We start from the raw sequence: 13,986 nt of genomic DNA, 5'->3' as shown, positions 1-13,986 counted from the left end.
TTGCTTCTAACTTCTTTGTATGTTCCTTCATCGTCTTTTCTGTCTTTGCTTGTTGCGTTAAACTTTCTTCCATGTATACATGTATGCTATGTAACGTAGCAGATTGTTCTCCTACTCCCCCGTCTAATGTGATTGGCTCTACGGACTTCTTTCTCATTAGTTTTCCCATCATTCATTCCCCCTCTGATTTATCCAACAAATGTGTGATCTAGAATTTGTTCGATACGATCCATTAGCGTACGTATAGACTGAATGTCCCTACGCAAATACTCTTTCGTAATAGGTGCTGCATTGACAATAGCACCCGTTTGCAAACTGCTGAAAGAACACGATTTAATGAGTTCTTCGAGCTCTGCTCGTAAAGTGTGGACAGTCCAATTTGCCATAAAATCCATAGAGTCTTGTTCTTGTTGTAAATCTTCCACATTCTTCTGCATTACTTTCTCTTTTTCTCGATAGAATCGGATTTCTTCCTTGAGCTTTTTATTATTATTATTTAATTCGTTTATAAGGTTAATATGTTCTAAAGACTCGATTGCTACCTCTTTCACCACTTCTCTTTCGATAATCTGTGGCTCTTGTTGTTCGAATTCTTCTAGCTGTTTTCGGGTGAGTTGTTCTGACTTACGGACTGCGAAGGCTTCTTGTTCCGCACGTTTTCTTCGTTCTGTTTCTTGGTGGAGGAGCTTGTCTTTTTCTTTGAGAGCTTTCTTCACTTCTCTCAGCTCACGCACCGTCATTTCATCGACGGTCTTTTCTTCCCCTGTGGAGGGAATCGTGTGTGGTTCTTCGATGAATTGTTGACGATTCACCTCTAACGGTAACTGAATTAATTCAAAAATCTTACTCGTTTGTAACGATGTCGTTACATTTTGAAATTGCTCGTAAGCTTGAATAAAGCGATTCGCTTGCATACGACTAAAATTACAACGTTTTTCTATCCAATCTATCCACTCACCGTGCACTAAATCGTTTTCTTTCACATGTTTTAAACGTCTACCAATTTCAAATATCGACTGTCCTGCAATTTGCTGATAGCTTTTGATTTCTGCTGTAATTACGTTGATATCAGTTGATAAATTTGTAAGTTCGTTCATTTATTCATCCCGCCTTCAAAAGTACACTTTAACCGAACTTGTTATTTAAAAAAATATAACCTAAGTTCACTAAAAACTATCTTATCTGAAAAAATCAACACTTACTCCTAATATATCCGCCATTTTACAAATAACAGGGAAAGGCGGCTGAATCGCTCCATTCACATAACCTGAAATCGTACCTTTCGCTTTCCCTAATTCCTGTGCTAATTGACATTGTCTAATTTTCTTTTGATCAAGAGCAATGACAAGTTTTTTATTGTTAAAATTCATTTATTGCTCACCTCTCTTACAAAAACAAGTATATCATTTGTTCGTTAAAAGTAAACATTTATTTCGATTTTATTTTCAGAATTTAAATAACGTTTGTTTAAAATGAACTTTCGTATTACAATGTGTATATAAAACTTTTACATGAGGACTGAGGAAAATGCTAGGAACTAGGGTGAAAGCGCTTAGGAAAGAAATGAAATTAACACAACAAAGCTTAGGAGAAAAAGTAGGTTTAAAGAAATCTTCCATGTCTGAGTTAGAAAATGGACATAACGCTCCCAGTAATGAGGTATTAACAAAACTTACTGAAGTCTTTGGTGTTACTGCTGATTACCTACTAGGACGTTCTGAACATAAAACCTTAACAATGAATGAATCTTCTAGAATTCAAACAGAAATGTTCGAAATGGCTAATAAACTCGAAAAGCTTGATAGTTCCAAACAAGAAACTATTTTAAACATGATGAAAAATGTATTAGAACAAGCTTCAAAATTATAATTACAAAAAAATAAAACCCCGACAGCATTTTCAAAGTTGTTGTAAGTTTGGACGCCTACCCAACTTTTGAAAACCAATGGACGAGGTTTTGGAAACATGTTTAAGTTATATTACCTTTTCATGGTAACATACACTTAGAAATATGTTAACCAAAATCCTCTATTTCATTATGCCTACTTTTAGGGCGGGGTGGTAAATGGAGGATTTTTTATTATGGCTAACAAATTAAAACGGGCAGTAATTAAAGAAGAACTCGTAGCTTTGACAGGCGATTTTAAGAAGGCAGTGCTACTAAACCAATTAATTTATTGGAGTGAACGAGTATCTGATTATGACCAATTTATTGAGGAAGAGAAAAAACGCGCGCGCATGGCAATGAATGTAGAAGAAAGGCAACGTGCGGAACTCTTGGAGCAAATTGAACTTAACTGTGGATGGATATATAAAACTGCAGACGACATGAGTGCTGAAACAATGCTCGGAATGAGTAAATCTAGCATTGGTCGTCACCTAGAAACCCTGCTAGAAAACGGGTGGTTAGAGCGTAGAAAAAATCCAAATTGGAAAGGTGACAATACATATCAATATAGAGTCGATATCTTGAAAATACAGAAAGACCTTTTTAAAACAGGGTATTTTCTGGAAGGTTACAAGTTTGATTTTATAGAATTCCAAAATGAAATTACGACGTTCTATAATGAAACATCAGAATTTCAAAATAGAATTAACGATTCTAAAATAAAACAATCAATTTCAAAATCGAACAATCAATTTCAAAATGAAACAACATTACCAGAGATTACTTCAAAAACTACTACACAAATTACATCAGAACACTCTGTTTCCTCTTCTTCTAAAATAGATTCATTACATAACATAGTGGATAGCCTTCGTTTAGAAAATGATGAGGAAGAAGAATATATAAATCAAATATCTCATTTATTTTATCAATCTGTTGTTGAAAAGTTGAAAGACAGAAAGATATTTAACAGCAAACAACAATTTTTTGATGTCCTTAAAACCCTTCAAGAAAAAAATGTCCGCATTGGTACTATGAAACAAATTGAAAAATCTATTGATGAATTTTTAAAAACTGTAGAAGAACGTAGCCAAACGTCAGAACCTGTTCAAAAACCCGCTATTTTTTACGCAGGTCGTCTTTCAATGGTCATCGAAAGGGAAAATACTATAGAAACAGCAAAAACGTTCATACGTCAAAATAAAGAAGGGTTTAAGGGGAATCTTTTATTTTATAACTGGCTAGATCAGTAGTGCCGCAATAAACAAGAGATTGATAGCTATTTGCCATCAATCTCTTGTTTAATTTTATTGATTACCTCTAAAGTTTCTTTACAATCTGTTTCTTGCTCTAGTAATAAAATTTTTTCAATTAATTCTAATCCCAGTGTTGCTAACATAACGTCTCTTCCTCCCTATTTTTTGGAAAAATTTAACGGATGATTTCTACCGGCTACAGATATTTCCCACCAGGCCTAGAAAGCACGAAAGTCGCTGCCACTATAATTGGCAACGACTTCCAAATTTATCATTTATCTTATAACCCACCAGGCTCACGGCTCATATACTGTACATATTCAATATCTTTGGTTTTACTAGCAACATTTTCTTTTTCTGGTACGCCTATGTTTAATAGTATTGTAAATGCACTAGCGACACTTAATATTATTATACTAAATTTTCTCATTATTCATCAACCTTTCCCTGCTTCTTTTTTAGTAATTCAATTGTACGTCGCACTGCTTTCGCATAATGATAGTTCGCTACCCGTTCAAAACGTATCAACGCTCGTTCCAAACCTTCTAAATCTTCATTGATTCTAGCTATATAATAATCTGTAAATGGTGAACTACCACGTTCTTCCACTAAATTATATATCATTTTTAATCCTTTTTTCTTGTCTTTATATAGTCCTATATAGTATCCTAGTTCTGAAGTATCTATGTAGTCGAAATTAATCTTGTCTAGATTAAATCCGAACTCGATATACAGGAAGTTCAAAGTTGTATTAAATGCTATGTACTTCCTGCTATCTCGAGACACTCCATGTTGATCCAGATAATTGATACTATCTGCAATCCACTTTTCGGCAAGAATTTGGTCCTCAAACATATAAGATTCCCCAAGACAGCACATGCTTGTTGCTCTAATCAGAGGGATAATAAGTTCACTATTTAAAATCTTATAGCACTTTTGACGACAAAATTCTATTTTATCATCGAACATATAAATATAAGCCATTCGTTCATCAAAGTACATTGTAAGCCAATTATGAATAAAATTGTCTGTAACCTCTAACAAATAACTTTCTACGTTCCCTGTATATGGATGCATCGCCCTTATATTGAATATATCATTCATAGTAAAAGCATATAAGGTATTTAACATTATCTGACATTCAGCGTCTGTAGAGAAAATTTTTTGCTTCAATTCATCTAATAAAGGATAACCTTTCTTTTCATTTTTATTTCTTTTATTAAACACCTCATATACCCGTAAATATTTTTTCACTTCTTCATTGTTTCGATTTTCTTTTATTACAAAATCCATCAGTTCATACTCGCCAGTCCCTTGGCAGTAAACTAATGATTTACGTATGTTCAATTCATTTTGTGCGATTTTAATAAAACTTCTTATTATTTCTTGTCGTTCTTCTAAATTTTCGTAGACAACATCCATGATTTTCATGAAAGTGTCGAGTTTCATTTCAGCAGTTTTACAAGTGACAATACCATCTGTAATAACTGTGCGATCAACGCCTACTTTCTTCGCAAGTGGACGAATTTTAAATCCCTTATCATCTATATCCTTTTTAATCTTCTTCATCAGTTCTCTCATCAAATTACGCTTGAATTCTTTTTTTAACTGTTTCTCAGATTTTTTCTGCGTCTTTTCTTTTGTCGCTTCCACATTACTCCTCCTTATCAGAATTTATAAACATAACTCAACCCTAACTTTTTCCATAGGAATGCTGTACTACAAGACATATGTATGTTAAACTGTGCAGGAACTCGTATGTAGCGACGTGTTTTCCTAGTGTAGTTAGGTGAACGGTATGAGAGGTTTCGAGTAGCTTCCCTCTCACACACGCTCTGCGAGTTTATTTTGTATGTATTTTTCCAATTTTAATTATACAGATAATTCAGACACATATTGACGAACAAATCGAAAAGTAATTGTGAATTATCTGTGATATTGATTTCACAATTATTCTTTATTCCTTGATACGACTGAGTTTATCGTGTAAATTCATACCCTTATTATATCATCCTCATATACTATAAATCCCTGTTTTTCAACAAACTTCTTTATTGAGAAATAATTGCATGTGATTTTCAAACAATTTAAATCTTTACGATTCCCACAACTCAAATATCTATTATTCCAATAGTGAATATTGTCCAGATTATTTGCGCATTATTGATATACCTTTGTAAAACTTTATCAATATTTGTCGATGTGGATGTGTGGTAAGATATAGTTAAAGATTAAAGCCATTGAAATCCTTTTTGTTATTATTTAATATGACTGTCACCCTAATAAAGAAGAGACGCTTTCGTTATGATTGCGTTTTTTCTTTTTGTATAAAGATGTGGTAGAATACTTATGCATATAGTTATTACGGCGACTAGTGTGGAAAGCTAGTCGCCATCCAATAAACCTTTACACAGATTTCTTCAATGCACATAAAAAATAGATATGTTATAATATATTCACACAAGATAGTACCTGTTGTTATGAAAGAAAAAGACAACCTTCATTCAACATCTGGAAATGAGGGTTGCCTTTTTTCAAACATATTTGTTATAATAAAAACAGAGTATAGTTCACTATTTTTATGCATAAAATAAAAGAAGAGATGCTATCAACATCTCTCCTAAGTAACTGTAACCGTAAGGTGAATGGTTACTAAAACATTTTATTTTCTTTTAGAACCACCATTACGTTTGCGGCGTTGGGTGGTTCTTTTACGTTTCTTGCTAAAATCGTTGACTAACTTGTTTACACAAGCTGTAACTAGAGCCGTTGAAAATACTTTCAAAAAGCTCATTAGCAACATTAGTAAAAATTCCATCATAGGAGTCACCTCCTTTCCCTCTAAATAAAAAGAGAAAGGACAGCAACCAACCACCCTACGCTATACAGTTGTTTTTATTCTATCATACTTTCATATTCTTACCAATGAAAATTTATAATCCTAATGTTTTGATAATTTTAATGACCATTGGATTATCCACACGATAAAAGACTTCTAATCCCTTCCGATCATAACTTACTAATTTCAATGATTTTAATTTATTTAAATGCTGAGACACTGTAGATTGTGGAAGTTCTACTTCCCTCCACAATTGTGATACATTTAATGGGCCTTTACGTAGTAATGTATGCATAATCTCCAAGCGTATAGAATGTCCTAATACCCTTAATATATTAGCACTTTGTTCATAATCATGTGAATCCATATTAAGACTTTTAAACATAATTATTATCTCCTAAAATTAGATACCTTTGCCATGTTCCTTTAGTGGTGAACCACCATAATCTCCATGATCAGTAAATACATTCATTTCCCCATCCCCTAGCCTAAAATATTACCTATATCCTATCATGAAAAAAAGTACCACCACAAACATGTGATGGTTTCAAAGGATGCGTTTGTTACTTACCATATACAATGGCATGGAATTACACTATAGGGACTTTAAATATAGCATATATTCTCTAAAAAGAACATACCCTTTGTTCCCTAGTTACTTTACACTGTTTCTTATGTATACGAAAAAATAACTCATCTACTTCTCCTTGTGTAATATCCCTAGAAATTACTAATGTTCGTCCAAACGTTTTTTCCCAAGCCCTTTTTAATACAGTAAGCTGACGAGCAGCAACTAAACTACTACGTTTCTTATTCTCTACTTGTTTTTTCATTGCTTCCAGTTCCAACAATCTTTTCTTTAAATATAAAAAATCCGTTGGTAATTCTTGTTGTAACCCTAAATCTCGTAATAAACTATAAAAATAATTCTTGTGCTTCAATGTAGCACTACGTTTTCTCAAAGATACTTCTTTTTCTCTTAATAACTGTTGCAATACAAAACAATCTAGTTCAAGCCCCATACGCTCCCATTTCATAAATAAAGTAGAACCTTGTAAATAACCTTTAAATACCTGCACAAACTCCTCTGTAACAAAAGATACATCCTGTTCAATCACACAATACTGGATATCCTCCAAGAAAAATCGTAATCCCCTAAAAAGATCAGAACGAAAACTATACTGATATCCATGTGATAAATCCTGGTACAACATTCTTTTATACACTCCTATATAAAATTTCACGTACCTCACTAGCTATAAAAATGAAATCCCCACATCATCTCCACTGTCCATATCCAGCATGACTATTGGCCTTATGAAATAACTCCTGTACCTCACTCTGCGTGACATCTTCAGCTAACTCTAACTCTTCTCCAAACGTCTGTAACCACACTCTTTTTATCGTCTCTATTTGCTTCTCAGTCGCTGGTTTTACTTTTCTTGCTGCCTCTACTTGTGCACCCTTCATTGCTTGCATCTCTGCTAATCTTCTTTGCATATACAAATAGTCATTTGGTATACATTCCTCTAACCCTAAATCTTCCACCAAATTCATATAAAAAGAACGTTGCTTAGGCGTACATTTTTTCACCCTCATAGACTGTTCCATCTGCAATAATAAATCTTTCATCTCCTCATCCGGAACCTCAAAATCTACCTGCGCCCACTTCTGGAACGAACGTTTCTCCTGCAAATCCTCCACAACCCTCTGTACAAACGCATCCGTAACAAAGGACACGCCCTCCTCCACAAAAACATACTGTTCATCCTCTAAAAAGTAATAACCGTTTTACGTACACTCGCTAAAAAACTCTTCTGTAAAGTAGCATATAAATCCTTATATAACATAACCTACACTCCTTAGTATTCGTGGAAAACCACGTAGTCCAATTAATATAAAAGCTTTAAGCTGACAGACCATGTTACACTTTCTTGTCTAATTTTCGTAACATGCGATATAGATGATTTCTAGAAACTCCTAGTTCTTTTGCTAACCTTGCTTTTTTTTCTTTAGGATTTTGATCCACTAACTCTCTCAACCTTTCTAATTGTTTATCCGTTTGTTCTGCAGATATCTCTAAATACTCTTCTCGTGACTTAATACCTTTACCACGTCGCTTTGCCTTCTGATAATTCGTATTCCTGCGTTGTTTCTCCCCCTTACTAATCAATGTCGTCAAATGCTCAATCTCATCCTGCGTCAAATTCAAATTCAGCTTGTCCATCACAGTTGTATTTTTCATTGGTTTAATTAAATTTCTTGGTAGCCCCTGCATCTCGAAATCATTTTTCACATATGCATCGAAGAATGTGATCGCATCTTTATATGCGTCTTTCGCAGTTCGTTCTACTTCTCTTGTTTTCTGTGGGTCTGTGAATCTATCATTCAACTGCAATGTCATTTCCACAGTTGCACCTTGATGTTTGACAATTAGAGCCGTTGTGAACGCATATATGTATGTCATGTCGTGCCTATGATCTATCTCACCTTTACGCATCTCCACAATCTTCTCCAAATCCACTTTACGGGCCGTATTTAAACTATATAAGGTCTTAACACCTTTCGGTGCTGGTAACGTCTCTATAATCCCCTTACGCTTCGTACAACGCTTTTTCTCCATCGGTGGTACATATTCATAGAGTTCCCTCAGTTGATACTCTCGTTTCGTCCAAATATCTACTTCGATTTGCTTGCCTGTCTTACTGTGGACGGAATGCGGTAAACGGAATACACGAGATAGATCAGAACACGCTCCATCTGCGCCTAGATGCATTAAAGACTTAATTAGATTATTCGTTATGTATTGAGCCATGTACCCCATAATAGGGGCTGCACCACCAGAAATGCTGTAAATTAATTGCATGCCTCGACCATATAAAGTTACATTCGGGCAGGGGATCGTACCTTTTGCAATTAATCTATTTAACTCTTCCATCACGTGCTCTCTCGTCAGTCCAAGCTTATAAAAATCTAAATCTACTCCTATGTTGCGTATTTGCCTCAAATCAGCCGTTTTACGACTCCCATGACGGAAAGCATTCAGAGAGACACAAACGTCCTCCAGAGACAATCTGGAGCTTCTGAGGAAGTATTCTAAGTCATTTAACCCATACCAAATTTGTTTATGCTCTTCTTTGCTTAAATCTAATGTCACCACATAACCCGTTTTTTTCAATTCTGAAAGATAACATTCATGCCATTCTTCAATATACGTTTCTATTTGCGATAGCTGTATCGCTTCCGACATACAAAAAGCCTCCTTTTGAGAATAAAAGGAAGCTACACAAGATACATTTATACTTTACCTGTTGGTTTAAATTTGTTATTATAAAGACACAATTTAATTCACAACAGGGTCTGAACACCTTGTGCAGTTTCATAGGGAGCTTTAAATCCAAAGTTTGGTCGCCGAGGATTTAAGGCTCTTGCTCATTTATTCTGATAATTTTCTACAATTATTGTAACCTACGAATACTAATCTTGTAAATACGGGGATAAGCATTGCGCTTGTGCTTGTATTTTTTTATGTAATTTAAAAGGGATTTTATACGTTTTGTACAAATAAATACTCATTATCAAAATCCAAATAAGGAGTGAATGGAAGTATGCTAGATGGAACGCAGACTGATAAAATAACTCCCGTATTTCTTACAAAAGAAATCTCACAAATGTTAGGAATTAGTGAGGGATACTTACGAAAATGGTGTCTTGAACTAGAAAAATTTGATTACCATTTTACCAAAGTTAGTGATCCAAAAAGCAATCGTGAATATCGTACTTTCACATCAAAAGATATAAAAGCTTTAGTACATTTTCAAAAACTCATGAAAGAAATGGGTTACACTAAAGAATCTGCCGCCAGAACTGTAGCTAAACTAATGAAAGATAATGACTGGATTGTGGATGGAACGTCCGATAATCCAAATAAAGAACAAACCCTATTAGTTACTAGAGATCATACTCTCATGGAACGCGAAATAAACTACGAGTTACTTCGTACAATGGTTCGTGAAGAACGTGAATATATGCAAACTCAACTATTGGAATTACAAAATGAAATTGTCAGTACTAAAAATGAATTACATCTACTTAGAGAACAACTTTCGACTTACCATACACATCATGAGATATTGCTGCAAGAACGTGATCAGAGACTTTTAGAATCTATAAGATTATTACAAGAACAAAAGCAATTAGCTGCATCCCAAGAAAAGAAACCCTGGTGGAAAATATGGTGAAACCACGGTTTCTTATTTTTTTGCATAAAAGTGTTACTTTAGCAATACTTTATATTGAAAAGATAACACTTAGGTGTTACCTTTAATACTATATTACTTAAAAAAGGAGCGATTTTTATGTTTATCCCAACAGCTATTGATGCTGGTAATGATTCGTTAAAAGCTTTATTTAACGGCTTTGAAAACAAATTATATATCCCTAATGTAGTAAAAGAAATGAAATTTCGTCAGGTAATCGAATTGGGTGATGACCCCTTAAAAGAATTACATGTACATATCACCTCATCTGCATTACAAAAATCAGGTACATACGCAGTGGGAGCTTTAGCAGCAAAAGAAAAACAAAGTTCACAAGTTCCTTCTACAGATTTAAAAAGCGAATCCGATCAAACCATTATTCTTATGCTCACTGCTCTTGCATATGAAGCTGCTTTAAATAGTAATAGTCACTTAATTGATGCTGAATTTCTATTATCAACCGGACTTCCTGTCGATGAAGCAAAAGCAGATAAGCGTACTGAATTTAAGAAAAAACTTTTAGAAGGAACTCATGTGGTTGAATTTAAGAAAACGCCTCATTTAGAGGGGAAAAAAGTTCGCATTGCTTTTAAAGATATTTTTGTAAATGTGGAAGGTTTTGCAGCAATGATTAATCTAACAATTTCAGAAAAATTAACTCCTCAAAATTCTGAGTTGCGCAAAAAAAACATTTTAATTAATGATATGGGGGGAAATACCACAGACAAAGCAGTAATCCGCGAAGGTCAAATTGATAATGAATATTCTAGCGGGTCACCTTTAGGGGTTGGAGAATACCTAGATGCCATTCGAAAAGAAATATTTACAACGTATCGTGTGGACATATTCAAATCAAGAAGACAGTTAGTTGAAAATATGACAGCAAATCAAGACGCTTATATCATTCGACCACACGGCAAGCCGGTTTCTTATTTTGAAATTGCTGAGAAGCATTTAAAAGAATTCGCCGTAAGAGAATATGCAGAATTAGTAGATAAATGGAAGGAAGTTGGCGATTTACACTGTATTCATAATGTAGGTGGTTCTGCAGCTATCATTAAAACATTTTTAGAAGACATCAATAATCATGAGAATCAATTTGAAATGCATTTTCTAGATACTGATGAAAGTATCTGGAGTATCGCTAAAGCATACTATAAGTTGCTATTAATTATCTCTAAACAAAAAGGAATTGATTTTAACTAAGTAGGTGATAGGTATGAAAAAGATTAAAAAAATTGAAGCTGGCGCAACCTTTACTGTTAAAGTACCTACAAACGCTAGTCAACAAACCTTAGATTTTTTGAATAGAGAGCGAAGCGTTTCAAGAAATAAGTTTGTTTATTGGGTTTTAGAAAAAGAAGCACATCAAGTTAATAACAATGAGCTTTCTATTCCGCTTAGTTTCTCTCTAACCAAAGCAGAAAAGGAACGATTATTAGATCCCAGTACTCTTAAATCATTAGAAGCATTTGTTAAAGCATTAATAGGCATAGAACCAACTAACGAAAGCATGGTAGAAGATTTCAATATAGACCATTTTTCAGGATTAATCAATTACGAATAAATAAAAGAAAGCCCCTCGTGTTTGAAGACGCCGAAGGGAGCTTTCGTAAAACAACCATTATCAAAATAATGGTGTGTTCATTGTATCACACCTTGTCCGATGTGGAAAAAAGATTATATCCGAAAACCATTACCCTCCTCTCCACTTTTACCTCCCTTCCGTGGAAAAATGGAATTATGGAAAAGTGACCCTGAGATAAAGGAGAGGGGGGAGGGAAAATAACGAAAGAAGGGGAGAGTATGAGCAATGCGAACCCTATGTTTGAACATGCAAAATATTCTCATACAATAGTAAACCCAAAACCTCGTAATATACGTTCAGACAAGAAAAAAGATGTGAAAGTTCCTGTCACTGCATTTCAAAGACAAGAGATACGCCTACATGCCTTTGAACAGGGAATGACAACAACAGAATATATATCCATGCTAATGAAAGAGCATCTTCAAATTGAGTATATAAGCGATATACACGCTTACGAATATAAGGATACCAAGCGTTATGTACACGCAAAATTAGATCAGACTATCCACACTCAGCTTGTCCAACTTGCCATCCAATGGGGCGTTTCACAACGCGCGGCTGCTACACGTATTCTTTGCTTTGCACTACAAACAAAGTGAGGTCGATTTGATGTATAGTAAGTACGATGTCATGATGAAAGAAATCCAATTAATGAGCGTGAAAAATTGGTGGGAGAAAACAAAACTTGAATGGAGTTTGAAAGAAAAATATGCTTTTGAGGTAACAATGCCTCGAATCGATTTATTTCGAATGAGCATCATCATTGAAGATATGGAAGAAGAAAACTGTGCTTTCACAGCCAGTGATTTAGCTATCATATTAACCGAAGATTTTCTAGAACATATTCGTTCTAAAAATAGCATGGAACAACTGTACCAAATACTTGAGAGTAAGAAACCGTATATGGATGATACCATTTCATTGAATGGGGAAAGCGGGAATACCTATGGTTCTGTGACAATTAAACTCGATCGTAAGCTTGTTAGGCGGGCTGAAGTCTTTTTCGCTGACATGGAGCATTCTTTTCCTTGTCATGGTTATACAGTCGAGAAACTACTGCACATTTTACTCTGTGATTATATGAAGCATTATATAGCCGAACCTAGCAAGAATTTAAAATACTTAAAAAAGTGGTATGCCTGATTTACTTGCTGCATAGGCTACTAGTACACCGAGAAATCACCATAAAAAAATCCACCTTTAACTGGGAAGGTGGATTTTCTATTTTTATCATACTTAAAACAACCTTTTACATACCTGTGGTGCTAGTTGATTTTTTAGTTCCCTAAAGCCACAAAAATGCGCGTATTTTCTAATACTAAACGAAATGAAACAGGAAAATTAAGGGTTATTTGGAAAGTTATCACTTGAAGAATTGTATAATTTCCGATTTTTTCTGGAATTTATTCGTGATTTTTTCTAAGTTTTAAACCTAATATTATCCAAAAACACCGAGTGAATTTCAACTAGCACCACAGGTATAATTTAGGCTATTCTATACAAAATTAGATTTGCACCAACTGCATTAAACCCCGAAATCTGATCTAAACTAATTAGCGTTCTTTGCGCAGTGCTGAAATTCACCAGTTGTATTGTATCTCCGGTAGTTAAACGCAACAATCCTGTAGCAGTAAATAATCCTCCCGTATTTGGCAAAGAAGCTGACATAGTGCTGGCATCACCAGCAGATGGACTACCGTTGATGGTAATACCAAATACCGTATTGCCCCCTGTAGTTATTGTGTCTACATTGACAGAATAACTATAAAAATATGTCCCTGTACTATTAATAGTCAACGTTTCAGCATCAGTAACTGTAATATTAGTACCAACAGAAACATTTTCAAATGAAACTGGATTTGATGGGTTAAGAACCATTGTATTAGCTTGGAATGTTCTAAATACCGAGGCAACAGGGATACTCGCTCCAGTTGCTCCTGTATCTCCTGTTGGACCCGTTACCCCTGTTGCTCCTGTATCTCCTGTCGGACCTGTTACTCCGGTACTTCCTGTTGGACCTGTTACTCCAGTTGCTCCTGTATCTCCTGTCGGACCTGTTACTCCGGTTGCTCCTGTATCTCCTGTCGGACCTGTTACTCCAGTTGCTCCTGTATCTCCTGTTGGACCTGTTACTCCGGTTGCTCCTGTATCTCCTG

17 protein-coding genes are annotated in these 13,986 nt (G+C 34.8%); 7 read left to right on the top strand and 10 right to left on the bottom strand.

Annotated features, from left to right (window positions below):
- Positions 1–188 precede the first annotated feature (188 nt).
- Positions 189–1,097 (bottom strand): DUF3102 domain-containing protein, encoded by a 909-nt coding sequence (locus tag ACODS7_RS28300; RefSeq protein ID WP_243168625.1) that lies wholly within the window; start codon positions 1,095–1,097, stop codon positions 189–191.
- An 81-nt stretch (positions 1,098–1,178) separates the two neighbouring features.
- A complete protein-coding gene (locus ACODS7_RS28295) occupies positions 1,179–1,370 on the bottom strand; it encodes a helix-turn-helix domain-containing protein (protein WP_243168626.1) in 192 nt (63 codons plus the stop codon).
- Positions 1,371–1,527: 157 nt separating this feature from the next.
- On the opposite strand from ACODS7_RS28295, the gene ACODS7_RS28290 reads away from it, so the two are divergent.
- Both ACODS7_RS28290 and ACODS7_RS28285 read left to right on the top strand, forming a co-directional pair.
- Positions 1,528–1,869: a helix-turn-helix domain-containing protein gene (locus ACODS7_RS28290; RefSeq protein WP_243168627.1), complete on the top strand. Its 342-nt coding sequence runs from the start codon at positions 1,528–1,530 to the stop codon at positions 1,867–1,869.
- A gap of 213 nt (positions 1,870–2,082) precedes the next feature.
- Entirely contained in the window at positions 2,083–3,141 is a 1,059-nt protein-coding gene (locus ACODS7_RS28285) for a winged helix-turn-helix domain-containing protein (protein ID WP_243168628.1), read from the top strand.
- Between the two features lie 283 nt (positions 3,142–3,424).
- Here the strand turns inward: ACODS7_RS28285 and ACODS7_RS28280 are convergent, their stop codons facing one another.
- The 7 genes from ACODS7_RS28280 to ACODS7_RS28250 form a co-directional block, all read right to left on the bottom strand.
- Complete coding sequence (locus ACODS7_RS28280) at positions 3,425–3,574, bottom strand: hypothetical protein (protein ID WP_023524130.1); 150 nt, start codon at positions 3,572–3,574, stop codon at positions 3,425–3,427.
- Positions 3,574–4,797, bottom strand: coding sequence for an AimR family lysis-lysogeny pheromone receptor (locus tag ACODS7_RS28275; RefSeq protein WP_373371788.1), 1,224 nt, complete (start codon positions 4,795–4,797; stop codon positions 3,574–3,576). Before ACODS7_RS28275 ends, ACODS7_RS28280 begins: the two co-directional genes overlap by 1 nt.
- A gap of 1,009 nt (positions 4,798–5,806) precedes the next feature.
- Entirely contained in the window at positions 5,807–5,965 is a 159-nt protein-coding gene (locus ACODS7_RS28270; protein ID WP_243168629.1) for a hypothetical protein, read from the bottom strand.
- Between the two features lie 112 nt (positions 5,966–6,077).
- Positions 6,078–6,368, bottom strand: a complete 291-nt coding sequence (locus tag ACODS7_RS28265) for an ArsR/SmtB family transcription factor (RefSeq protein WP_243168630.1) — start codon at positions 6,366–6,368, stop codon at positions 6,078–6,080.
- A gap of 241 nt (positions 6,369–6,609) precedes the next feature.
- Positions 6,610–7,101, bottom strand: coding sequence for a hypothetical protein (locus ACODS7_RS28260; RefSeq protein ID WP_243168631.1), 492 nt, complete (start codon positions 7,099–7,101; stop codon positions 6,610–6,612).
- 160 nt (positions 7,102–7,261) lie between these two features.
- A complete protein-coding gene (locus tag ACODS7_RS28255; RefSeq protein ID WP_243168632.1) occupies positions 7,262–7,723 on the bottom strand; it encodes a hypothetical protein in 462 nt (153 codons plus the stop codon).
- A gap of 184 nt (positions 7,724–7,907) precedes the next feature.
- Complete coding sequence (locus tag ACODS7_RS28250) at positions 7,908–9,233, bottom strand: helix-turn-helix domain-containing protein (RefSeq protein WP_243168633.1); 1,326 nt, start codon at positions 9,231–9,233, stop codon at positions 7,908–7,910.
- Between the two features lie 358 nt (positions 9,234–9,591).
- Between ACODS7_RS28250 and ACODS7_RS28245 the strand changes: the two genes are divergently transcribed.
- The 5 genes from ACODS7_RS28245 (at position 9,592) to ACODS7_RS28225 (ending at position 12,973) form a co-directional block, all read left to right on the top strand.
- The gene (locus tag ACODS7_RS28245; protein ID WP_243168634.1) at positions 9,592–10,224 is read left to right on the top strand and encodes a DUF3967 domain-containing protein; all 633 of its coding nucleotides are present in this window, start codon (positions 9,592–9,594) and stop codon (positions 10,222–10,224) included.
- 117 nt (positions 10,225–10,341) lie between these two features.
- Positions 10,342–11,448, top strand: coding sequence for a ParM/StbA family protein (locus ACODS7_RS28240; RefSeq protein WP_243168635.1), 1,107 nt, complete (start codon positions 10,342–10,344; stop codon positions 11,446–11,448).
- Between the two features lie 13 nt (positions 11,449–11,461).
- On the top strand, positions 11,462–11,809 hold the full coding sequence (locus ACODS7_RS28235) for a hypothetical protein (protein ID WP_243168636.1): 348 nt from the start codon (positions 11,462–11,464) through the stop codon (positions 11,807–11,809).
- A 239-nt stretch (positions 11,810–12,048) separates the two neighbouring features.
- On the top strand, positions 12,049–12,429 hold the full coding sequence (locus ACODS7_RS28230) for a hypothetical protein (protein ID WP_243168637.1): 381 nt from the start codon (positions 12,049–12,051) through the stop codon (positions 12,427–12,429).
- Positions 12,430–12,439: 10 nt separating this feature from the next.
- Positions 12,440–12,973, top strand: coding sequence for a hypothetical protein (locus ACODS7_RS28225; RefSeq protein ID WP_243168638.1), 534 nt, complete (start codon positions 12,440–12,442; stop codon positions 12,971–12,973).
- 342 nt (positions 12,974–13,315) lie between these two features.
- Here the strand turns inward: ACODS7_RS28225 and ACODS7_RS28220 are convergent.
- Positions 13,316–13,986, bottom strand: a 671-nt coding sequence (locus ACODS7_RS28220; RefSeq protein ID WP_488828134.1) for a collagen-like triple helix repeat-containing protein, incomplete at its 5' end; no start/stop codon positions are given.

The sequence above is a fragment of the Bacillus sp. FG16 genome, from assembly GCF_057809515.1.
This window is presented reverse-complemented; position numbering and strand designations above follow the sequence as displayed.